The organism is Mesorhizobium sp. B2-6-1 (genome assembly GCF_006440475.1).
GTDB lineage: Bacteria > Pseudomonadota > Alphaproteobacteria > Rhizobiales > Rhizobiaceae > Mesorhizobium.
On record NZ_VFUH01000001.1, the window covers coordinates 208817 to 228975 of the forward strand.

Annotated in this window: 21 protein-coding genes; 11 read left to right on the forward strand and 10 right to left on the reverse strand. The window is 63.3% G+C overall.

Going from position 1 to position 20159, the window contains the following annotated elements; translation table 11 throughout:
- Nucleotides 1-118: 118 nt before the first annotated feature.
- The 3 genes from FJ443_RS01080 to FJ443_RS01085 all read left to right on the forward strand — a co-directional run bounded on the left by FJ443_RS01080 (nucleotide 119) and on the right by FJ443_RS01085 (nucleotide 2676).
- Nucleotides 119-880 carry a GGDEF domain-containing protein gene (locus tag FJ443_RS01080; RefSeq protein ID WP_140491457.1) on the forward strand — a complete coding sequence of 254 codons (762 nt, stop codon included), beginning with the start codon at nucleotides 119-121 and terminating at the stop codon, nucleotides 878-880.
- A 189-nt stretch (nucleotides 881-1069) separates the two neighbouring features.
- Complete coding sequence (locus FJ443_RS31030) at nucleotides 1070-1240, forward strand: hypothetical protein (RefSeq protein ID WP_181165184.1); 171 nt, start codon at nucleotides 1070-1072, stop codon at nucleotides 1238-1240.
- On the forward strand, nucleotides 1237-2676 hold the full coding sequence (locus FJ443_RS01085; protein WP_140662438.1) for a GMC family oxidoreductase: 1440 nt from the start codon (nucleotides 1237-1239) through the stop codon (nucleotides 2674-2676). Before FJ443_RS31030 ends, FJ443_RS01085 begins: the two co-directional genes overlap by 4 nt.
- 209 nt (nucleotides 2677-2885) lie before the next feature.
- On the opposite strand, the gene FJ443_RS01090 is transcribed toward FJ443_RS01085, so the two are convergent.
- The 3 genes from FJ443_RS01090 to FJ443_RS01100 all read right to left on the reverse strand — a co-directional run bounded on the left by FJ443_RS01090 (nucleotide 2886) and on the right by FJ443_RS01100 (nucleotide 6104).
- Nucleotides 2886-3860: an amino acid ABC transporter permease gene (locus FJ443_RS01090; RefSeq protein ID WP_140625216.1), complete on the reverse strand. Its 975-nt coding sequence runs from the start codon at nucleotides 3858-3860 to the stop codon at nucleotides 2886-2888.
- Entirely contained in the window at nucleotides 3857-5161 is a 1305-nt protein-coding gene (locus FJ443_RS01095) for an FAD-binding oxidoreductase (protein ID WP_140662440.1), read from the reverse strand. The genes FJ443_RS01090 and FJ443_RS01095 overlap by 4 nt, the downstream gene beginning before the upstream one ends.
- A gap of 178 nt (nucleotides 5162-5339) precedes the next feature.
- Entirely contained in the window at nucleotides 5340-6104 is a 765-nt protein-coding gene (locus tag FJ443_RS01100) for a transporter substrate-binding domain-containing protein (RefSeq protein WP_224519058.1), read from the reverse strand.
- A 315-nt stretch (nucleotides 6105-6419) separates the two neighbouring features.
- Between FJ443_RS01100 and FJ443_RS01105 the strand changes: the two genes are divergently transcribed.
- Entirely contained in the window at nucleotides 6420-7040 is a 621-nt protein-coding gene (locus FJ443_RS01105) for an Lrp/AsnC family transcriptional regulator (RefSeq protein ID WP_246681187.1), read from the forward strand.
- A gap of 165 nt (nucleotides 7041-7205) precedes the next feature.
- On the opposite strand, the gene phhA is transcribed toward FJ443_RS01105, so the two are convergent.
- Nucleotides 7206-8042, reverse strand: a complete 837-nt coding sequence (phhA, locus tag FJ443_RS01110; protein ID WP_140514307.1) for a phenylalanine 4-monooxygenase — start codon at nucleotides 8040-8042, stop codon at nucleotides 7206-7208.
- A 137-nt stretch (nucleotides 8043-8179) separates the two neighbouring features.
- Here phhA and FJ443_RS01115 point away from each other — a divergent pair, with 137 nt between their 5' ends.
- Both FJ443_RS01115 and FJ443_RS01120 read left to right on the forward strand, forming a co-directional pair.
- Entirely contained in the window at nucleotides 8180-8656 is a 477-nt protein-coding gene (locus tag FJ443_RS01115) for an Lrp/AsnC family transcriptional regulator (RefSeq protein ID WP_140491470.1), read from the forward strand.
- Between the two features lie 321 nt (nucleotides 8657-8977).
- Complete coding sequence (locus FJ443_RS01120; protein WP_140662442.1) at nucleotides 8978-9436, forward strand: RidA family protein; 459 nt, start codon at nucleotides 8978-8980, stop codon at nucleotides 9434-9436.
- A gap of 25 nt (nucleotides 9437-9461) precedes the next feature.
- Here the strand turns inward: FJ443_RS01120 and argB are convergent, their stop codons facing one another.
- Nucleotides 9462-10355 carry an acetylglutamate kinase gene (gene argB / locus FJ443_RS01125; RefSeq protein WP_140491474.1) on the reverse strand — a complete coding sequence of 298 codons (894 nt, stop codon included), beginning with the start codon at nucleotides 10353-10355 and terminating at the stop codon, nucleotides 9462-9464.
- Between the two features lie 166 nt (nucleotides 10356-10521).
- The gene (locus FJ443_RS01130; protein WP_140662444.1) at nucleotides 10522-12015 is read right to left on the reverse strand and encodes an amidase; all 1494 of its coding nucleotides are present in this window, start codon (nucleotides 12013-12015) and stop codon (nucleotides 10522-10524) included.
- A gap of 145 nt (nucleotides 12016-12160) precedes the next feature.
- On the opposite strand from FJ443_RS01130, the gene FJ443_RS01135 reads away from it, so the two are divergent.
- From FJ443_RS01135 to msrB, 4 genes are all read left to right on the forward strand, one after another.
- Nucleotides 12161-12700, forward strand: coding sequence for a sigma-70 family RNA polymerase sigma factor (locus FJ443_RS01135; RefSeq protein WP_140662446.1), 540 nt, complete (start codon nucleotides 12161-12163; stop codon nucleotides 12698-12700).
- Nucleotides 12697-13395: an anti-sigma factor gene (locus tag FJ443_RS01140; RefSeq protein WP_140524237.1), complete on the forward strand. Its 699-nt coding sequence runs from the start codon at nucleotides 12697-12699 to the stop codon at nucleotides 13393-13395. Before FJ443_RS01135 ends, FJ443_RS01140 begins: the two co-directional genes overlap by 4 nt.
- Before the next feature lie 222 nt (nucleotides 13396-13617).
- Complete coding sequence (locus FJ443_RS01145) at nucleotides 13618-14175, forward strand: fasciclin domain-containing protein (RefSeq protein WP_140551640.1); 558 nt, start codon at nucleotides 13618-13620, stop codon at nucleotides 14173-14175.
- Nucleotides 14176-14373: 198 nt separating this feature from the next.
- Nucleotides 14374-14877, forward strand: a complete 504-nt coding sequence (msrB, locus tag FJ443_RS01150; protein WP_140662448.1) for a peptide-methionine (R)-S-oxide reductase MsrB — start codon at nucleotides 14374-14376, stop codon at nucleotides 14875-14877.
- Between the two features lie 167 nt (nucleotides 14878-15044).
- Here the strand turns inward: msrB and FJ443_RS01155 are convergent, their stop codons facing one another.
- Nucleotides 15045-16637: a DHA2 family efflux MFS transporter permease subunit gene (locus FJ443_RS01155; protein ID WP_140662450.1), complete on the reverse strand. Its 1593-nt coding sequence runs from the start codon at nucleotides 16635-16637 to the stop codon at nucleotides 15045-15047.
- A gap of 22 nt (nucleotides 16638-16659) precedes the next feature.
- The gene (locus FJ443_RS01160; RefSeq protein ID WP_140491489.1) at nucleotides 16660-17844 is read right to left on the reverse strand and encodes an HlyD family secretion protein; all 1185 of its coding nucleotides are present in this window, start codon (nucleotides 17842-17844) and stop codon (nucleotides 16660-16662) included.
- 127 nt (nucleotides 17845-17971) lie between these two features.
- Between FJ443_RS01160 and FJ443_RS01165 the strand changes: the two genes are divergently transcribed.
- The gene (locus FJ443_RS01165; protein ID WP_140514299.1) at nucleotides 17972-18706 is read left to right on the forward strand and encodes a TetR/AcrR family transcriptional regulator; all 735 of its coding nucleotides are present in this window, start codon (nucleotides 17972-17974) and stop codon (nucleotides 18704-18706) included.
- Between the two features lie 17 nt (nucleotides 18707-18723).
- On the opposite strand, the gene yihA is transcribed toward FJ443_RS01165, so the two are convergent.
- Nucleotides 18724-19383 carry a ribosome biogenesis GTP-binding protein YihA/YsxC gene (gene yihA, locus FJ443_RS01170; protein ID WP_140491494.1) on the reverse strand — a complete coding sequence of 220 codons (660 nt, stop codon included), beginning with the start codon at nucleotides 19381-19383 and terminating at the stop codon, nucleotides 18724-18726.
- Nucleotides 19380-20018 carry a CatB-related O-acetyltransferase gene (locus FJ443_RS01175; protein WP_140582794.1) on the reverse strand — a complete coding sequence of 213 codons (639 nt, stop codon included), beginning with the start codon at nucleotides 20016-20018 and terminating at the stop codon, nucleotides 19380-19382. Before FJ443_RS01175 ends, yihA begins: the two co-directional genes overlap by 4 nt.
- Nucleotides 20019-20159: the final 141 nt, after the last annotated feature.

A 20159-nucleotide genomic window follows, 5' to 3' on the forward strand; every position in this document is an offset into this window, starting at 1 on the left:
ATCCACAACTTCTACGCGCCGAAAGTGGCAGAACAGTCTCACCGTTCAAATTTTAGGCATCCTGGAAAGGTGGCCTTCAGGGCTTGCTGGCACAGAGGCGGTCCAGTGGGAGCCAGCGATGAGCAGTATAATTCTGAAGTCCGCCACCATTGCTTTCGTCTCCGTCGCGGTTTCGCTCCTTCTGACCCTGATCATCGTCCCCGCCATGGGATTCCCGGTCAACCGCATGATCTGGCTGACCTCGACATTGTGTCCGCTGGTTCTTGCATGGGCGGCCTGCGCAAGCACGTTCTGGCACAGCGACAGGCTGAAGTCGGCGCATCGCGACCTTGCCCGCACGCACGCCCAGCTTGCCGCAGCACATCGCCGGCTGGCGGAAAAGGCCAGCCGCGACGACATGACGGGCATGCTCAACCGGGAAAGCTTCTTTGCCGTGCTCAACGGATCCCGGCACAAGCCCGATCGCGGCGCCTTGCTGATCATCGATGCCGACCATTTCAAGATGATCAATGACAGCTTCGGCCATCTGACCGGCGACGACGCGCTGCTCCTGATCGCCAGCGCGATCAAGCGCGGGGTGCGGGACGGCGACGTCCTCGGCCGCATCGGCGGCGAGGAGTTCGGCGCATTGCTGGTCGGAGCCACGGAACGGGAAGCCAAGCGCGTCGCCGAGCACATCCGCCGCGAGGTCGAGCTGATCCGCTTCCGGCCCGTGGACGAGCGGACCATTCCGCTGACCGTCAGCATCGGCGGAACCCTCTGCGACGAAAGTGCCAGCGTGTCGGAGCTGATGCGGGCCGCCGACCGGCGCCTCTACCAGGCCAAACATCGGGGACGCAACCTGGTGATCCTCGACACCGACATCTCCGAGGCGGCCTGAACGGGCTGATCCAGCATATCGGCTTGTTAAGAAGTCTCTAACCCTGTTTGCACTCGGCTGCGCATTGTTCCGGCTTGCAACCAGTTTTGGCACGCTTCTGGCTTCGATGATGAAGCATGTGCCGTTCAGGGAACATGCCTGGATGTTCAGGGAACATGCCTGGATAGAGACCCCGTCGAGAGACCTGTCATGAGTTTCCTTATCAAGAAGATATCGCGCCGAATGATCATGCAGACGCTGATCGCGGTGCCTGCCCTGTCGCTGTTCCGCAAATTGCCCGATGCGGGTTCTTCCGAAGCCGCCCCCGATGAGATCGTCGAGGTCAATGGCTGGATCCTGAAGCGGAGCGACCTGGCATGATCTTCGACAGTTATGAGGCGTTTCGCGCCGCGAATTTCACGCCCAGGGTCTGCGTTCTCGGCTCCGGCCCGGCCGGCACCACGATCGCCAGAAAGCTCGGCGCCGCCGGCATACCGGTCGTGGTGCTGGAGGCCGGCGGCAGGGAGTTCAGCGACACCTCGCAGGATTTCTACCGCGGCACCACGGTCGGCGATCTCTATTTCGATCTCGATATCACCCGGCTGCGGTTCATGGGCGGCAGCTCGAACCACTGGGCCGGCTGGTGCCGCGTGCTCGACAAACAGGATTTCGAGCCGAAGGCGTGGGTGCCGGACACGGGCTGGCCGATCCGGCGCAGCGACATCGAACCCTATCTGCGCGAAGTGCGCGAAATCCTGGAACTGCCGGATTTCCGGCCGGACGCGCCGGTCTCGGACGACATCCGCTGGGTGCAGCTGATCAAGAGCGGTGCGGTGCGCTTCGCTGAAAAATACGCCGACGAGCTCGACAAGAGCAGGAACATCGCTGTCGTGCTCAACACCTGTGCCACCGAGCTTGCCGGCGACGGCAGACGCGTGACCGGCGCCAGGCTGCGGTCGCAGGGGCAGGATGCCGGCTTCTTCAGCGCCGATTATTTCATCGTCTGTACCGGGGGGCTGGAGAATTCGCGGCTGCTTTTGTGGTCGAACCAGCGCTCCAATGGCGGCGTCGTGCCGAACGCGACGGCACTTGGCCGCTACTGGATGGAACACCCGACCTTCCAGGGCGGCAACGCCATCCTGGCCGACTATGGCGCATTCGAGGTCGATGCGGTGAACGAGGCCTTCTTCTCGCCGATGCCGGCCGCGATGGAGCGGCTGCGGATCATGAATTTCGGCATCAGGCTGATCGAGACGCCCTATCCCGGCGTCAAGGACCTGATCGCGAATCTCGCCTGTACGGCGCCCAACATGGCGGAGTGGCTATCGGGCAAACTCAACCAGAACCTGCGCTGCGCGGCCCAGCTCTATGTCGCCTGGGAGCAGGCGCCGCTGGCCTCGAACCAGGTCGAGCTGTCGAAGACCGTGGTCGACCACGCCGGCGTGCCGCGCATCGAGCTGCACTGGAAGAAATCGGACCTGGAACGCCGCACGCTGCTCGAAGGGCTGAGGCTTTTCGGGACGACGCTAGCCCAGAAGAACCTGGGCCGGGTGCGTATAGCCGACTGGATTTCGAATGGCGGCGACTACCCGACGGACGAGGAGACGGCCGGCCACCACCACATGGGAGGCACGCGCATGGGCACCGATGTCGTCACAAGCGTCGTGGATGCCAACTGCAAGGTGCACGGCATGGACAATCTCTATGTCGGCGGCTCCTCGGTGTTCTGCACCTCGGGCCAATGCAACCCGACGACGACGATCACGGCGTTGGCCTGCCGGCTCGGCGAGCATCTCGGCAAGGTGGTCGCCGCCTGAGGGTTCCGCAGTCCCCACTAAATCATCTCATCCCGGCAAAGCCGCGTCACATGATGGCGCCGGAGCGGCTTAAAAGCCGTTTATGGCGATGCGCACCAGCACCACGGCGGCAGCGAGCGCTTCAGCGCTTGAGGGATCGCCGAGCTCCCAGCTCTTTGCCTCACGCTATTCTGGACGGAAAACCGTGAGCAGTTTTCCTGGTATTGCTCCTACGCCCGCCGCTCCGACCGGCCGAAACGCCGTTCGAGATAGGCCTGGCCGAACTCCAGCGTGATCGACAGGATCCAGTAGATCATCGAGGCGGTGATCAGCATCTCGATATGGCGGAACTCCGTCTGGCCCATGGTGCGGGCGAGATACATGATCTCCCAGACGCCGACGACCGACACGAGGGACGAGTCCTTCAGCATGGCGATGAACTGGTTGCCGGTCGGCGGGATGATGACGCGCATGGCCTGCGGCAGGATGACCAGCGCCATGGTCTGGCCGGGGCTCAGTCCAAGCGCAGTGGCGCCTTCGCTCTGTCCGCGCGGAATGCTTTCGATGCCGGCGCGGAAGATCTCGGTCATGTAGGCGCCATAACACAGCGACAACGCCAGAATGCCGGCCGGCACCGCGCCGATCACGTAACCGACCTGCGGCAGGCCGAGATAGATGATGTAGATCTGCATCAGCAAAGGAAGGCCGCGGAACAACGAGGTGTAGAAAGTGGCCAGCCCGTACACAATGCCGTTTCCGGTCAGTTTGGCGATGGCGCCGACAAGTGCGATGGCTGTCGCGATCAGGATCGAGATCGCCGAAATGTAGAGCGTGGTGGTGACGCCCTGGGTGATCAGGAAGCCGATCTTCCTGGCGATGAAGGCAAGCGACAGGTCGAAGGAATAGAAGAACAGCATCAGGAGCACGAACAGTTCGATCCAGACGCCGACGATCTGCTGCCGCCGGGGCAAAAGCAGCAGCAGCTTGCAATTCACCAGCACAATGAGCGCGATCAGCACTGCGGAAACGGCGCGCGACAGGGCAGGGTTGGCCTGCAGCCAGCCGGATGCAACTGGAATCACCGAGCCGATCCAGCTTGACTTGATGCCCATCGCGTAAAGGCCGGCGGCCAACAGCGCCAGCACGAGCGCCCCCACTGCGCGGCGGGTGATCCCCGGATAGAAGAGCATCAGCCTGCCGATCATGCCGTCACCTTGTCTTTCGTGGCGGCATGACGTTCTCGCCACCAGTCCTGCGCCTGCAATTTCCAGTAGGTGAGCTGCGCGGCCGCCAAGCCGGCGGCGCCGCCGGCCCAGCTCAATCCGAATGGCGCGAACTGCCGGTACCGGTCCGAAACGCCCAGAATGCCTTCCGCAACGACTTTTCCGGCGATGGCCGTGGTGTTGAGACCATGGCCGCCGAAAGCCGTGCAATACCAGACGCCCGGCTGCAATTCGCCGATCTGGGGCATCAGGTGACGGGCATAGGACATCAATCCGGACCAGGCCAGTTCGGTCTTGAGGTCCGCAAGCTGCGGATAGGTACCGACCATCTCGCGGCGCAATTCGCGCGCTAGCGCGTAGGCAGAAGCGGCGCGCGTGGTGATGCGCCCGCCCCACAAAAGGCGATTGCCGCCATCGACCAGCCGATAATAGTCGCCGGCCCGCCGGTTGTCGCCGACCGCGTCCGTGGTCGCAACGGCTTGCGCGATCAGGCGCGGCGCCGGCTCGGAAACCATCACATAGGTCGCGATGGGCAGGAAGGCGCGGTGGAGCTGGGTGAATACCGGGCCGGTGTAGCCGCCGGTAGCCAGCACGACGCGAGTTGCCCGAAGCGTGCCCTCTCGCGTGCGCAGCATCTTTTGCGGCCCCGACAGATCACATTGCACGACTTCGGAGCTCTCATGGATGCTGCCGCCAAGCCGCTCGATCTCATCGGCCACGGAACGCAGATAATTAAGCGGATGGATGTGAAAGGCTTTCGGGTCGCGCAGGCCCTGATAGTAGCGAGCCGATTTAAGCACCGAACGGACGTCTTCTCTGCGCAGATATTGAAGCTCGTATCCGTGGTCGCGCGCCGTCTGGTCGGCATAGGCCTTGAGCGCGTCGCCATCGTCGTAGCGCAGGACGCTGACCAGCCCGTCGCGCGGCGTGGCGGCCGATATGTCGAGCGCCTCGATGGTGTGACGCACGAATTCGACGCCCTCGATCGACAGCCGGTGCAGTTGCCGCGCGGCCTCCTTGCCGACGCGCGCGGCAATGGTGTCGCCGCCGGTGGCGAAGCCAGGCGTGACGAAGCCGCCATTGCGGCCGGAGGCGCCGAAACCGACGACCTGGGCCTCCAGCACAGCGACGCGCAGCCCGGAACGCGACAGCTGCAACGCCGTGGTCAGGCCGGCCAGTCCTCCGCCGACGACGGCCACGTCACAGTGCGCCTCGCCGCGGAGCGGGGGCCTGATCTTCCGGTCGATCATGGTGCGGGCGTAGTAGGTGTCCGGATAGGCCATCGGCGACTTTCAACTGCATCCCGCTCGTCAGGAAAAGCGCGTAGCGCTTTTCCCTGGGGAATTGCGCAAGAACAAAGGTTTGGAGAGGGGTGGCGATTGTTTTAAACGCTGCACCGCTCCGGCATCTGACACGTGATGCCCGCCGGTCGCCGAGCGGTGGCCGGCGGGCAATCCAACGTCATTTGGCGCTGTAGTCCTTGCCGTACCATTTCGTGGTCAGCGCGGCGAGCGTGCCGTCCTTCTTCAGCTCGGCGATGATGCCCGAAACCTTTGCGGTCCACTCGGGATCGTTCTTCTCGGCGATGACCACGAGCGGTTCCCGGAAGGCATATTCCCCTTCGAGGATCTTCACGGGATAGCCGTTCTTGATGGCGTTCTGCGCCGTCTGCTCCGGCGCGATCACGGCATTCAGGCGGACGCCGTCGCCAAGCCGCAGGTCATCGAAGGGAAGCATGGAATCGGCGAAGGTGCGGATCTCGCCGGGCTCCAGCTTGTATTCGACGGGAGGCAGGCCGGGCGCGTCGATCTCAAGCTTGCGGCGGATGAAATCCTCCGAGGTGGTGGCCGTCTCGACGCCGATCACCTTGCCGTTGAGATCGGCGACCGACTTCGCGGTGCTGTCCTTGTGCACGACGTAGACATAGGGGCTGTAGTAATAGATGCCGACAAAATCGATCACCTTGGAACGGGCCTTGGTCGGCGTGACCGAGCCGACGCCGAGGTCGTAGCGCCCTTGCCAGCGGCCGCCGGTCAGGGTCGCCCAGTCGGGCGTCTCGAACGAGACCTCGACCCCCAGCCGTTTGCCGATCTCGCGCGAGACATCGATGTCGAAGCCGGCGAGCTCGTTGCTGTCATTGAGAAAGCTTTGCGGCGGCCAGGCGGCGTTGGTGGCGACGACCATCGCCTTCTTCGACGTGACGCGATCCAAAGTTTCTCCGGCCATGGCCGCCGTCGTGATCGCGAATGTCGCGACGGCAAGAATGGCGAAATCGAGCAGTTTTTTCAAAGTTATCCTCCCTTATGGATGCAGCTGAAATGACGGTACCTGCGTCGGGCACCAGTGGTTGTTTCGATCGGCCTCGTCCGCGACGTCTCCGCGGCGTACCGTGGCGTTCGGCTTGCGGATGCAAGTCCAACGCGGCTCGGTGTCGATTTGCGTCCATCGCAGCCGAAGCTGTTCCCCCTCATGGACTGGCGTTTGTGACAGTTGACACTCAGGTCGCGAAAAGCAGGGTTCCACCCGGCGAAATGCCGGATAATGGCAGCCATGCAGTCATTACGTGCCGTGAGGCGGCAAAATGCCAGATATTTGCGCCTTGCGCAGCCTGCACCGGCGGTTCCTGAGGATTGTCGCGGCGGTGGTTCAGCCGATAGGATCGCGCCGAGCGATTGGACGGGTTCCAGGGCGGATCGAAGGAGAGGATTGATTGTGGAATTGACCGAAAAAGATCGCCAGCTGCTCGCGCTGATGCAGAAGAACGCGCGTGAGCCGGTCGCATCACTGGCGCGTCAGCTCGGCGTATCCCGGACTGCCTTGCAGGAGCGCATACAAAAGCTCGAGGCGGGCGGGGTCATCGAAGGCTACGCGGTGCGGCTGACCAAGGAGGCGGCACAGAATTCCGTCCACTGTTTCACCTTCGCCGCCCTGAACAACAAGAGCTACCCGGACGTCTCCAGGAAGATCAAGGCGATGCCTTCGATCCAGGCGGTCTATGCCATAACCGGCGAGTGGGACCTGATCATCCATGTCGCGGCCGAGACGCTCGAGAAGCTGAACCGGGAAGTGAATGCGCTGAATGAAATCAGCGGCATCGTCAAAACCGCATCGCATGTGGTGATGGAGACGAAGTTCAATCGCAACATCTATGCCGCACTGTAGAAAGGGCGAGGTTTCGCTCGCCCCTGCCCATCCAAATCCGGCTAGAGCAATTCACCGTTCCATGGAACGCTGAACTGCTCTATCTCTTTGTTTTTGCGCAATTCCCCAGGGAAAGCGCTGCGCGCTTTTACCGGGGAAACCGTGCACACTTTTCCTGGAACTGCTCTAGACAGTCGCCGGGTCGAGTGCGGGCTCGCCCATGCGGCGAGCGACGATCGCCGCGAAATCGGCGGTCTGGAATGTGTCGCGCAGCGCGTCGAAGGACGGCAGCACGAAATAGACGCGCTGGAACTTGTCGATTTCGTAGCCCGTGCGCATCACCGTTTCCAGGTCGAAAGGCGCATGGTGCGCATCCTTGCTTTCGACCGCGAACTGCAACTCCGTGAAGGATGACATCAGGCCGGCGCCGAAGGCCTTCAGCGGCTGACCACTCTCCTGCATGAGGCCGTATTCGGCCGTGTACCAGTAGAGCCGGCTGATCATTTCGTCGCCGCCCAGCGCGATGATGTCGCCGGCCTTCTGGCCATACATCTGCATGAAGTCGGCGAAGACCGGCTGCGACAGCACAGGCACATGTCCGAAGAAATCATGGAACATGTCGGGTTCGACGATGTAGTCGAGCTCCTGCTGCGTCCGCAGCCAGTTGGTGACGGGGAAACGGCGGCTGGCGAGATGGTCGAAGAAGGGCGCGGCCGGGATGAGCCCTGGCACGGCGACGATCTCCCAGCCAGTCAGCTTACGCAACTTGGCACTGACTTCGTCGAAGTCCGGGATGCGGTCGAGCAGGCCGAGCTTGTCGACGCCGTCGAGATAGGAATGGTGGGCGAGCTTGCGCGTCAGTTTCGTCTGGCGGTCGCACAGTGTGCGCCAGACCGCCTGTTCCTCGGCGCTGTAGTCATAGCCTTGCGCCACGGTGAAATCGGCACGGCAGACCGAGTAGTCGCCGCGCAACCCTTGAGCCGCGCAGTCGCGGGCATATTCGGCAACGCTCATTGTCGTCATGGTTTTCTCCTCGCCAATCTTGAATTCCGGATGTGCCCGAAGTTAACCGGACTTGCGGAGGCAAATCGGTTTTGGTGATGGCCGGAATGAGGATTTTTGGATAACATCCACTCGGAATATGCCATAGCGGAGTGAAAATGCCTCAATTCGACGATTTCGAGATCAAGATGCTCGATATCCTCCAGCGCGACGGACGCAAGCCGGTCTCCGAACTGGCGCAGGAGATCGGCCTGTCGACGACACCTTGCGCGCGGCGCTTCGAGGCGCTGCAGGAGGCCGGCATCATCAAGGGCTTTGCCGCCGTGCTCAGCCGCCGTGCCGTCGGCCTGACGGTCGAGGTGTTCATCCAGGTGCGGCTGGTCAGCCACAGCGACGGTTCGCCCGAGAGTTTCATCGCCGCGGTCCAGCGCATGGACGAGGTATCATCCTGCTGGACGATGACCGGCGACCACGACTTCCTGCTGCATGTCATGGTGCCGTCGGTCGACGAACTCAACGCCTTCGTCATGCACCGGCTGATGCGGCTCGACGGTGTGCGCGACGTCCACACGCAGCTCGTGCTGCAGAACATCAAGGGACCCGGCCACGTGCCGCTCGGACATCTGCGGCGGTGATGGCGCCGGCCAGCATGGGCGGATCACCCATGAAGAGGTCCCGCCATGAAGCTCGTTCTCCATGCGCTGGTATACGGAGATGGACGGCGGCTCTGGTCCGCGAGTCTGGGGATTTCTGACGCGCGATGGCCGGATGAAAGATGGCCGATTTCCGGAGCGCGCCACAGACGCGGAAGAGCAATCGATGGTGTTCGAACGGACGGCATGGAAACCTGCCGTGCTCGCGGCCATGCATTCGCACCGCGCCTGACTTTTTCACGCTGGCCGTTATCAGGCTGCGCGCTACTTCCTGGAAGCAGAGGTGTCCGGCAGGAGGAAGAGATGCAGCTTGTCACCCATAAAAAGACGAAAGAGGGCCGGCTGATGCCTTGGGGAAAAGGCACCGTCGTCAGCGGCGCCAGGGGCTATGTCTTTCTCGCCGGCAATACGGGCACGGCCGAAGATTACGACCCGTCGACGGGCAAAGGTGGCGCCGTCGGGGACGCGGCGACGCAATGGCGCTCCATTTTGACGACCATCAAATCGGACCTGGAGGAGCTTGGCAGCTCGCTCGAGCATCTCGTCAAGATCACCCAATATGTCAAAGGACCGTTTCCGGACGGCGGCGTTCTGAGTTCCCCCAATTTCCGGCTGGACGTCATGGACGAATTCTTCGCCGCGCACTGCCCGAAACACTGCAGCTACAACAATCCGCCGCCCTCGGAAGTAATCGGGGTTGCCGCACTTGCGCATCCCGATCTCGTCATCGAGATCGTGGCGATCGCCGCTCTACCGGACTAGCGTCCGGCGCGGCAGCCCACAAATATCAGGGCACGATCAGCGTGCCGGCGCCGTGCTCGGTGAACAGTTCAAGCAGCACCGAATGCGGCGTCTTGCCGTTGAGGATGACGACGCCTTCGACGCCGCGCTCGATCGCCTCGATGCAGGTCTCGACCTTCGGGATCATGCCGCCCGACACCGTGCCGTCCTTGATCAGCGCCTTGGCCTCGGCGACCGTCAGCTCGTCGATCAGCTTCTTGTCCTTGTCGAGCACGCCCGGCACATCGGTGAGGAACAGAAGACGCGAGGCCTTGCAGGCGCCGGCGATGGCGCCGGCGAAGGTATCGGCATTGATGTTGTAGGTGTGTCCGTCGCGGCCGGGCGCCACCGGCGCCAGCACCGGGATCATCTCGGAGCGCGCCAGAAGGTCGAGCAGCGTGCGGTCGACCTCGACCGGCTCGCCGACGAAGCCGAGATCGAGCACGCGCTCGATGTTGGAGTCCGGGTCGATCATGGTCTTGCGCGCCTTTTCGGCGAACACCATGTTGCCGTCCTTGCCGCACAGGCCGATCGCCCATTCGCCCTCGGCGTTGATGAGCGCGACGATCTCCTTGTTGATAGAGCCCGCCAGCACCATCTCGACGATCTCGACCGTCTTCTGGTCGGTGACGCGCAGGCCGCCCTCGAATTTGGATTCAATGCCCATCTTGTTGAGCATGGCGCCGATCTGCGGCCCGCCGCCATGGACGACGATCGGGTTGACGCCGGACTGTTTCAACAGCGCGATGTCGCGCGCGAAGGCTTTGCCGAGTTCGCTGTCGCCCATGGCGTGGCCGCCATATTTCACCACCACCGTCTTGTTCTCGTAGCGCTGCATGTAGGGCAGCGCCCGCGACAGCAGGGCGGCCTGCATTTCGGCGGTGGCGGCGATGTCCGTCATCGGCGTGGTTCCCTGGCTTTTGATTTCATGCCTGTCGTTGCCCCAAAACCGCTGCGCATTTTTGGCGACATGCATCAGGTAAAGACGGCGGCGTCTTAGCGGGAATTGGCGCGGGCCGCAAACGGCTTTGCTGTCATCTTCGGGCGGCTCACGACCTCGTCATCACTTAAGGCACCATAAGCGGCGCCCTGCGGCCAAGCCAACCGGAGATCTTCTCCATCTGCGCGGCCAGGGACAAAAGCGTCTCCTCGTCACCGGGGCGGCCCGCGGCCTGGACGCCGAGCGGCAGGCCGGCTTCGGTGACGTAAACAGGGAGCGCGATGGAAGGCTGGCCGCTGACATTCTGGATCGCCGGCCAGTGAGTGAACCACAGGCTCTTGTCCATCAACTGGCCGAACAGCGGTTCGATCCTGAGCAGCGCCGTGAGGCGAAGCTTGTCGAGCATATTCTCGATGAGCTCGTCGGCACCCTTCGGGTCCATCGCACCGCAAGCGAGCGGCGGGTGGGCGATAACAGGCATCAGCACGGCGTCGTAACGCGCCGTCTCCGCAATCAGTTGCCGCGAGGCGGCATGCAGCCGCTGCAAGCCGGCATAGGTTTCGCCGGCCGAGACCATTTCGCCCAGTCGGCCGAGCACCCGCGTCGCGCGCTCGATGTCGCCGGTGACGGTGCGGCCGACGCGCACCGCCTCGGCCCGCAACATGCCTGCGACAGCCGAGGCAACCGTTCTGCAGAAATTGGCGAAGAAATCGCGACCGATGGAGGGCAAATCGATTTCCTCGACGCTGTGGCCGCCCTCGCGGGCGAGCGCCACCGCGGCATCGAGCGCATTCAGCGTCTCGGCCGAAATCGGCAGGCCGAGCGGAGAGTTCCGGTACATTGCGAGCTTGAGCTTGCCGGGATCGCGCGCGGCAGCCGCGGCGAACGCACCCTTCGGCGGCGGCGCGGCATAGGGCGCGAGCGGGTCGGGGCCATGGGTGAGGTCAAGCAGCAGGGCGCAATCTCGCACCGAGCGGGTGACGGCATGGTCGACCACCATGCCGTACCAGCTTTCGCTCACCGATGGCGACAGCGGAACGCGGCCGCGCGAGGTCTTGAGGCCGACCAGCCCGGTGCAGGCAGAAGGCACGCGGATCGAGCCGCCGCCATCGGAGGCATGCGCCACCGGCACGACGCCGGCGGCGACCAGTGCCGCAGCGCCGCCGGACGAGCCGCCGCTGGTGTGGCCGGTGTTCCAGGGATTGCGGGTGATGCCGAAGGCTTTTGATTCGGTCATCAGCCGCAGCCCGTGTTCGGGCGATGTCGAGGTGACGATGGGTATCAGTCCGGCGGCGAGATAGCGTTCGGTCAGCACCGAACTGACCTCGGGCATCCAGGCGGGGATGCGGCTGCCGCCATGCGACGGCACGCCCTTGATGGCGATGCCGAGATCCTTGACGGCGAAGGGCACGCCGGCCAGCGGTAGGGAACGATCGATGCCCTTCGCCCGGCTGCGCGCCGCATCGTAGAGTGTCTCGGCCGTGGCATTGATTTCAGGCCGGCTGGCCTCGGCGCGCGCGATCGCCGCGTCGACCAGTTCGACCGGCGAAACCTCGCCCTTGCGCACCAACGTGGCAAGGCCGGTGGCGTCTTCTTCCCACAGCACTCGTTCGACCGACATGCGCACTCCCCCGATCCAGGCAAGGTAACCAGCGGCCAATCCGTTGGCAATCGAGCGATGAACGAGTGCGGCGCGGTGCGGAAAGCTTTGGGTGCACGGAAATTTGCGCCGTTGCAAATACATCGCAATCCCCTAATTTGCCGACATGACGCCACAGGAGATCAGCAATCTGATTGTCCGGACTTCGATGAAGGACCGGGCTTCGTTCGATCTGCTGTACCGGCAGACCAGCGCGAAACTTTTCGGTGTCTGCCTTCGTGTATTGAAGGACCGGGGAGATGCCGAAGAGGCGCTTCAGGAGGTCTTCGTCAAGATATGGACGAAGGCGGACCGTTTCGCCGTCTCGGATCTAAGCCCGATTTCCTGGCTGGTGGCCATCGCGCGCAACCATGCGATCGATCGCATCCGGGCGCGGCGGGAACCTGCCGCCTATATCGATGCCGCGCTCGATGTGGCCGATCCGGCGCCGGGACCGGAGGCGATGACCGTGGCAGGTGGCGAGTCCGAGCGCATCCACCATTGTCTCGAGGAATTGGAAAAGGGCCGGGCAGCGGCTGTCCGGGGCGCCTATCTGAACGGCGAGAGCTATGCCGAACTGGCGGAGCGTCACGGCGTGCCCCTGAACACGATGCGAACCTGGCTGCGACGCAGCCTGCTGAAGCTCAGAGAGTGTCTGGAAAGATGACGCTGGTGGACGACGACGGACCGGAACGTGGAGGCGACGACCTGTTCGCCGCCGAATACGTTCTTGGCGTCCTGACAGCGGAAGAACGCCAGATTGCGTCCCGCCGCATCGATGGCGACGCCGCATTCGCTCGGCTTGTCGATGCCTGGGAGGCCCATTTTTCGCCCTTGGCCGTCGCCTATCCCGGGACAGAACCTCCGATCAGGGTCAAGGAGGCGATCGATCGCCGGCTGTTCGCCTCGCAGCCTCGCGCCGGCCTATGGTCGAGCCTTGCCTTCTGGCGCGGCCTTGCCGCCGCCGCCATCGCGGCGCTGGCGATCTACATCGCCTTGCCTTTCATCAACCCGCCGCTCCAACAACCACAGCTTGTCGCCTCGCTGGCCGCCGAAGGCAGCGACGTCAGATACCTCGTCGTCTATGACGCGGCGCATCATGAAGTCGGCCTGTCGCACGTTTCCGGTGAGCGGGCCTCCGGCAAGGACTTCGAACTGTGGGTGATCGTGGGCAAGAACGCGCCGGTTTCGATGGGCGTCATCCCGGCCGGGAAGGCTGCGCATGTGGCGGTTTCGCCGGCCGTGCAGCAGAAACTTGCGCAGGGCGCCGTGCTGGCGGTCAGCCTCGAGCCTTCAGGCGGTTCGCCGACCGGCCAGCCGACGGGACCGGTGGTGGCGGCAGGCGACCTGAAGGGCATCTGATGGCTCCCCGCCCGGACCGTCGCCTTACAAAATAGTGAAGTCTATTTTTGCATGGATAACCGCGGACCAAATTCCCGCAGTTGGATCAGCCTATCTACTGAAATCACCGGGCGTCATTCGGAATAAAAGAATTCTTTCATAGAAAGCGAAACTAAGTTCTTCATGGCCCGTATCTCCTCGCGTTCCCAATGATGGGGAAAACAACCCGAGGAGACTTACATCATGCGTAAACTCGCCACCCTTTTGCTCGCCGGTACGATCGGCCTCTCAGCGCTCGGCACCATCGCCTACGCCGCCAATCCGATGGTCGGGGGCGCCCCCATGTACGCCAAGAAGAACATCATCGAGAACGCCGTCAATTCGAAGGACCACACGACACTGGTCGCTGCCGTCAAGGCAGCGGGCCTGGTCGACACGCTGCAGGGTGCCGGGCCCTTCACCGTCTTCGCTCCTACCAACGAGGCCTTTGCAGCACTTCCGGCCGGCACGGTCGAAACGCTGCTCAAGCCCGAGAACAAGGACAAGCTGACCAAGGTCCTGACCTGCCATGTGATCGCGGCGAAAGCGATGGCCGCCGACGTCGCCAAGATGGCCAAGGCCGATGGCGGCGCGCATGTAGTCAAGACCGCCGGCGGCTGCGAGCTGACGCTCAAGGCCGACAAGGGCAAGGTCACCGTCACGGACGAGAACGGCAATGTCGCCCATGTGACGATTGCCGACGTCAGGCAGTCCAATGGCGTCATCCACGTCATCGACAAGGTTCTTTTGCCGAAGATGTAACAAACGGCTCGCTGCCGGCGAACAGGCAGCAGGGCTCTCCTGCCGGTGCGCGGCTTCGTACACGCGTTGCGCCGGCAGGCGTCCGCTACGCACTGTGGCTCCATCCAGGAGGCTGGTGCGGGTAACGTTCGGCCCTCAACGGCTTTTGATTTTCAGCCGAGCGTCGAATGTGGCAAACAGACAGCAGGAGGATAGGCCATGAACCGTCGCGACTTTCTCTTGAGCGGCGCCGCCGCCATCGGCGTAGCCGCCGGCACGGCATCTCTGCTGCGCATGGGCGGATCGCAGGATGCACGTGCGGCGGAGACCTTCGAAGTCACCAAGACCGATGCCGAATGGCGCGCGATCCTGTCTCCCGCGGCCTTCGACGTGCTGCGCAAGGAAGGCACCGAATATCCCGGCACCAGCCCATTGCTCAACGAGCACCGCAAGGGCGTCTTCGCCTGCGCCGGCTGCGACCTGCCGGTTTACTCCTCCGAGACGAAGTTCGATTCCGGCACCGGCTGGCCGAGTTTCTGGCAGGAGATCGCCAACGCCGTCGGCAAGACGCAGGACCGGTCGCTCGGCATGACTCGCACCGAAGTCCACTGCCGCCGCTGCGGCGGCCATCTGGGCCATGTCTTCGACGACGGCCCGCCGCCGACCGGGCTGCGTCACTGCATCAACGGCGTGGCGCTGAGCTTCAAGCCCGCCACAGCCTGAGACCATGCGGCCGCGATATGAAAAAACTCCGGGCTTGCGACCCGGAGTTTTTTAGCGGTCAGTCATTTCGGGCGTGGACTGGAGGAGCTTCCCGAAACGGCTGCCCGTGTTTCCTTGCTTCCAGCGCATTACCGGACGCAAATCGTTTCTCCGGTATTGCCCTGGTGTCAGTGCCCGCCGCCACCACCGCCGGCGGCCGCCGGTTTGCGGATCATCATGGTGAACAGGCCAAGCGTCGCGAACAGCACCGTCAGCATGTAGAACACGTCCATGAAGGACAGCAGCGCCGCCTGCTGCTGGACCATGCCCGACAATTTCGAGATCGCCGCGCTGGCCGCATCCAGGCCGGCGGTCTGCTCGAAATTGAGCGTCATGTTCTGAAGCTTCTGCTGCGCGGCCGCACTTCCCCACTGCACGTGCTCGGAGAGCCTTGCATAGTGGAAGGCGTTGCGGTCGATCAGCACCGTGTTGATCAAGGCGAGGCCGACGGCACCGCCGAGATTGCGGGTCAGGTTGAACAGGCCCGATGCATTCTTCAGCCGCTCGGGCGGCAGCGTGCCGAGCGCGATGTTGTTGATCGGCACCATGCACAGCATCATCGAACAGCCGCGCAGGATCTGCGGGATGAGCAGCTCGTAGAAATCCCAGTCGGCGGTCAGGTGCGTCATCCACCATGTTCCGGTGGCGAAGCCGAAGAAGCCGATCATCATCATCAGACGCGGGTCCATCCTGTTCGACAGGATGCCCGAGACCGGCGCGGTGAAGAACATCGCCAGGCCGCTGACGAACAGCGCCTCGCCGATCATCATCGAATCGTAGCCGCGGATGCGTCCGAGGAACACGGGGTAGAGATAGGTGAGACCGTAGAGGCCGATGCCGATGACGAAGGAGAACAGCGAGCCGAAGGCGAAGTTGATATTGCTGAACGCCTTGAGATCGACGATCGGCTCCTCGGCGGTGAACACCCGCCAGAAGAACAGCACCGCGCCGAAGGTCATGACGACGGCGCAGATGAACACCGCCTGATCCTGCAGCCAATCATTGTTCGGGCCTTCCTCGAGCACATATTCCATGCAGCCGAGGAACGCCGCCATGCCGGCAAGGCCCCACCAGTCGAACTTCGAGAACAGCTTGAGGTTGGGCTTGTCGAAATCGATCAGCGACCAGGCCGCCGTCGTCACCAGGATGCCGGGCACGACATTGACGAGGAACAACCAGTGCCAGGACATTGCGTGGCTGATATAGCCGCCGACGGTCGGACCGATGGTGGGCGCCAGGGTGGCCACCAGGCCGATCATCGGCGACACGACGGCACGGCGCGACGGCGGGAAGATGGTGAAGGCGGCCGCGAAGACGCTGGGGATCATGCCGCCGCCGATAAAACCCTGGATGGCGCGGTAAACGATCATCTGGTCGATGTTGGTGGCGGTCGCGGCGAGCGCGCTTGCGGCGGTAAAACCCGCCGCCGAAATTGTGAACAGAACACGCGTCGACAGCATCCGGCTGAGAAAGCCGGACAGGGGGATCATGACCACCTCGGCGATCAGATAGGCCGTCTGCACCCAAGGGATCTCGTCGGAACTGGCGCTCAGGCCAGCCTGGATCTCGGCCAGCGAGGCCGAGACGATCTGGATGTCCAGGATGGCCATGAACATGCCGAACACCATCGCCAGGAAGGCTATGACGCGCCGCGTCGAGATGGTGTCAGGCACAGCCGGCCTCGCCGGCGGCGCTCCTGCGGTCAGGGTTGCGGTGGCCATGGCGTTGCTCCCCGGAGCGCGCTCAGTTGATCGCGGCCGGCGCGGTGCGGCTGTCGACGGCGACAACGACACTCAAGCCGGCGCGCAGCCTGCCGCTCTTCAGGGCATCGGCCGGCACGTCGATGCGGACCGGGACGCGCTGCACCACTTTGGTGAAGTTGCCGGTGGCGTTTTCCGGCGGCAGCAGCGAGAACACGGCACCCGAGGCCGGCGCCAGCGAGGAGACGGTGCCCTCGATGGGCTCGCCGTCGATGGCATCGACCGAAATCCTGACCTTTTCGCCGGGCACCAGCCGGGCAAGCTGGGTCTCCTTGAAGTTGGCGACGATGTAGAGCTTGTTCATCGGGACGATGACGGCGAGCTTCTGGCCGGGGCTCACGAGGTCGCCCTGCTCGACGGAACGGTTGCCGACGACACCGTCATAGGGCGCCTTGAGCACCGTGAAGGAAAGGTCGCGCGCGGCCTTGTCGCGGCTGAGCTGCAAGGATGCCAGCGTGCTTGCCGATTCAGCACGCTGCGCCTCCAGCACGCCGATATTGGCCTGTGCTGCGGCGATCTGTGCGTCGGCGCCGACGAGAGCGGCGTTGGCCTGGTCGAGCGCCGTCTGGGCGTCGTCGAGTTGCGCCTGCGTACCGACATGGGTCTTGAGCAGTTGCGCGGCGCGCTGCTGGGCGCGCGCGGCATTGGCCGCCGCGGCCTGGTCGGCGGTCTTGGCGGCCTGCGCCTGCTGCAAGGAGGCCTGCGCCGCCTTGGTCTGCGCATCGATGCGATCGAGCGTCCTGGCCAGCGTGGCGATCTGCGCCTCGGCCTGGGCGACCGCTATTTTGTAATCACCGTCATCGACCGTCAGCAGGGGATCGCCGGCCTTGACCTGCTGGTTCTCGCTGACCTTGACCTGATCGACATAGCCGGAGATCTTGGGCGAAATGAAAGCCATGTCGGCCTGGACATAGGCGTCGTCGGTCGAAATCATGAAACGGCCGGTGGTCCAGTAATCGTAGCCGTACCAGGCGCCGGCGCCGAGCAGGGCGACGCCGATGATCGGCAGCAGGAAAGAGCGCACGGAACGCTTCTTCTTCGCCGGAGTTTCCGCCAGAGGCGGCGCGGCGACTGGGTGGACGGGAACTTCCGGTGCTTCCGTCGCCGGGGCGACCTTGGCGTTGGGGAAGGGACGGACTTCGGCGGTGGACGGCGCGTTCGAGGACATGACATCTCTCTAAGTTATAATACTGAACCGTTCGGTTCGATCCGGCCGTTGACATAGCGCCTAAAGAGGACCATATCAAGAGGCAATCGAACCGCTTGGTTCGAATTATTTTCGAGGTGTGACTTTAATGGCCGACACAACGCCCGACGTCGAAAACGACAATTGCGGCGACCTGCTGGACGGCTTGCGCCGCGGCCGCCCGGCAGCCGGACAGGATCCGGTCAAGCGCAGCCAGATCATCGATGGCGCCCGCCGGGTCTTTATCGACAAGGGCTTTGAGGCGGCCTCGATGAACGACATCACGCGGGAAGCCGGCGTTTCGAAAGGCACCATCTATGTCTACTTCGCCAACAAGGAAGAGCTGTTCGAGGCGCTGATCGAGGAAGAGCGCGGCACGATCTTCAAGAACATGTATGACGTGCTCGACCGTGCCGACGACCTGCGCGAGACGCTGGTGAAATTCGGCAAGGTCCTGTCCATGAAGATCACCTCGGCCAAGGTCATCCAGGCCCAGCGCACGGTGATCGGCGCCTCCGACAGGATACCCGACATGGGCGCGCGGTTTTACGAACGCGGCCCCAAACGCGGCCACGACAAGGTCGTGACCTTCCTCAATGCCGCCATCGACCGTGGCCTGCTCAAGATCGACGATGTCGACCTTGCCGCCTATCAGTTCACAGAACTCTGCCTGGCCGGTCTTTTCCGGCAGTGCATCTTCGCCTATCGCGCCAAGGCTCCGAACCAGGACGAAATCGACCATATCGTCAGGTCGGGCGTCGACATGTTCCTGAAGGCCTATGGCACCGAAATGCTTGCCGCGGAGGAAAGCCACAAGATGATCGCCCTGGAGGCGAAGGCTTAACCCGGCTTTTTGTGCCGCTAGCCGCCATTGGCCGCGAGCACGATCGCGGCGCGCAGTTCCTCCAGGCCCTCGGCCTTTTCCGATGACGTCGCCAGCACGAAAGGAAACGCCGCCGGTCGCTTCTTGATCTTGGCAAGCGTCTCCTCAATCAGCCGCGGAACGCCGGCGGCCTTGATCTTGTCGGTCTTGGTCAGCACGACCTGGTACGAAACCGCCGCCTTGTCGAGCAGCGACAGCACCTCGTCGTCCTTGGCCTTGATGCCGTGGCGGGCGTCGATCAGCACATAAACCCGCTTCAGCGTGACACGGCCCTTGAGATAGTCGAAGACCAGCTTCGTCCAATCGTCGACCTTTTCCTTGGGCGCGGTGGCATAGCCGTAGCCCGGCATGTCGACCAGCGCCATTGGCGGCAGGTCGGCGCCCTCCCCCGAAAATCCGTCCGGCACGAAATAATTGAGTTCCTGCGTGCGCCCCGGCGTGTTGGAGGTGCGCGCCAGGCCCTTCTGGTTGACCAGAGCGTTGATCAGCGACGACTTGCCGACGTTGGAGCGGCCGGCAAAGGCGATTTCCGGCGGCCCTTCCGGCGGCAGGAACTTCATGGCGGGCACGCCGCGGATGAAGATCCACCCGCGGGTAAACAGGTCCGTGCCGATCGTGGTGCTGTATTGAGCGTTCAAGCTGCTGTCTCCAGAAGAGAAATATCGGCGCCCCTGATGGCATCGAGGTTGCGGCTGATCTTGTCCACCGGCCAGTCCCACCAGGCCACCGCCAGCAGCCGCCGGACCGTCCTGTCGTCGAAACGCATCTTGACGACCTTGGCCGCGTTGCCGGCGACGATGGCATAGGGACGCACGTCGTGCGTGACCACGGACTTCGCCGCGACGATGGCGCCATGGCCGATTTGCACCCCCGGCAGGATCACTGCCTCCATGCCGATCCAGACATCGTTGCCGACCACCGTGTCGCCGCGCACCTCCTTCGACCATGTGGCGGGGTCGAAACCCTTTTCCCAGCCATGGCCGAAAATGTTGAACGGATAGGTCGAAAAACCGGACATGGCGTGGTTGGCGCCGTTCATGATGAAGCGGGCACCTTCGGCGATGGCGCAGAACTTACCGATGATCAGCCTGTCGCCGATGAAGGAATAGTGGTGCAGTACGCATTTCTCGGCGAATTTATCCGGCCCTTCCGGATCGTCATAATAGGTGAAGTCGCCGATCTCGATGTTGGGCGCGCTCACCAGTGCCTTGAGGAAGCCGACGCGCGTGTGCATCGGGATCGGGTGCTTGATGTCGGGATTGGGTCCGGTCATGGCGGTTCGTCCGGGAATTGGCTGGCGGACGCGTCCCGCGTCGGCGCACACCTCGTCAAAGTAGCGTAATCCGCCGTATAGCACCAATCGCCCCGGGAGCGAGTCTTCGATGGTGGACAAGCGCATTTGCCGGATCGGACG

Excerpts from the sequence above, each read along its gene's own strand:
- FJ443_RS01080 (WP_140491457.1), top strand. The coding sequence starts at position 119 with ATGAGCAGTATAATTCTGAAGTCCGCCACCATTGCTTTCGTCTCCGTC.
- FJ443_RS31030 (WP_181165184.1), top strand. The coding sequence starts at position 1,070 with ATGAGTTTCCTTATCAAGAAGATATCGCGCCGAATGATCATGCAGACG.
- FJ443_RS01085 (WP_140662438.1), top strand. The coding sequence starts at position 1,237 with ATGATCTTCGACAGTTATGAGGCGTTTCGCGCCGCGAATTTCACGCCC.
- FJ443_RS01090 (WP_140625216.1), bottom strand. The coding sequence starts at position 3,860 with ATGATCGGCAGGCTGATGCTCTTCTATCCGGGGATCACCCGCCGCGCA.
- FJ443_RS01095 (WP_140662440.1), bottom strand. The coding sequence starts at position 5,161 with ATGGCCTATCCGGACACCTACTACGCCCGCACCATGATCGACCGGAAG.
- FJ443_RS01100 (WP_224519058.1), bottom strand. The coding sequence starts at position 6,104 with ATGGCCGGAGAAACTTTGGATCGCGTCACGTCGAAGAAGGCGATGGTC.
- FJ443_RS01105 (WP_246681187.1), top strand. The coding sequence starts at position 6,420 with ATGGCAGCCATGCAGTCATTACGTGCCGTGAGGCGGCAAAATGCCAGA.
- phhA (WP_140514307.1), bottom strand. The coding sequence starts at position 8,042 with ATGACGACAATGAGCGTTGCCGAATATGCCCGCGACTGCGCGGCTCAA.
- FJ443_RS01115 (WP_140491470.1), top strand. The coding sequence starts at position 8,180 with ATGCCTCAATTCGACGATTTCGAGATCAAGATGCTCGATATCCTCCAG.
- FJ443_RS01120 (WP_140662442.1), top strand. The coding sequence starts at position 8,978 with ATGCAGCTTGTCACCCATAAAAAGACGAAAGAGGGCCGGCTGATGCCT.
- argB (WP_140491474.1), bottom strand. The coding sequence starts at position 10,355 with ATGACGGACATCGCCGCCACCGCCGAAATGCAGGCCGCCCTGCTGTCG.
- FJ443_RS01130 (WP_140662444.1), bottom strand. The coding sequence starts at position 12,015 with ATGTCGGTCGAACGAGTGCTGTGGGAAGAAGACGCCACCGGCCTTGCC.
- FJ443_RS01135 (WP_140662446.1), top strand. The coding sequence starts at position 12,161 with ATGACGCCACAGGAGATCAGCAATCTGATTGTCCGGACTTCGATGAAG.
- FJ443_RS01140 (WP_140524237.1), top strand. The coding sequence starts at position 12,697 with ATGACGCTGGTGGACGACGACGGACCGGAACGTGGAGGCGACGACCTG.
- FJ443_RS01145 (WP_140551640.1), top strand. The coding sequence starts at position 13,618 with ATGCGTAAACTCGCCACCCTTTTGCTCGCCGGTACGATCGGCCTCTCA.
- msrB (WP_140662448.1), top strand. The coding sequence starts at position 14,374 with ATGAACCGTCGCGACTTTCTCTTGAGCGGCGCCGCCGCCATCGGCGTA.
- FJ443_RS01155 (WP_140662450.1), bottom strand. The coding sequence starts at position 16,637 with ATGGCCACCGCAACCCTGACCGCAGGAGCGCCGCCGGCGAGGCCGGCT.
- FJ443_RS01160 (WP_140491489.1), bottom strand. The coding sequence starts at position 17,844 with ATGTCCTCGAACGCGCCGTCCACCGCCGAAGTCCGTCCCTTCCCCAAC.
- FJ443_RS01165 (WP_140514299.1), top strand. The coding sequence starts at position 17,972 with ATGGCCGACACAACGCCCGACGTCGAAAACGACAATTGCGGCGACCTG.
- FJ443_RS01175 (WP_140582794.1), bottom strand. The coding sequence starts at position 20,018 with ATGACCGGACCCAATCCCGACATCAAGCACCCGATCCCGATGCACACG.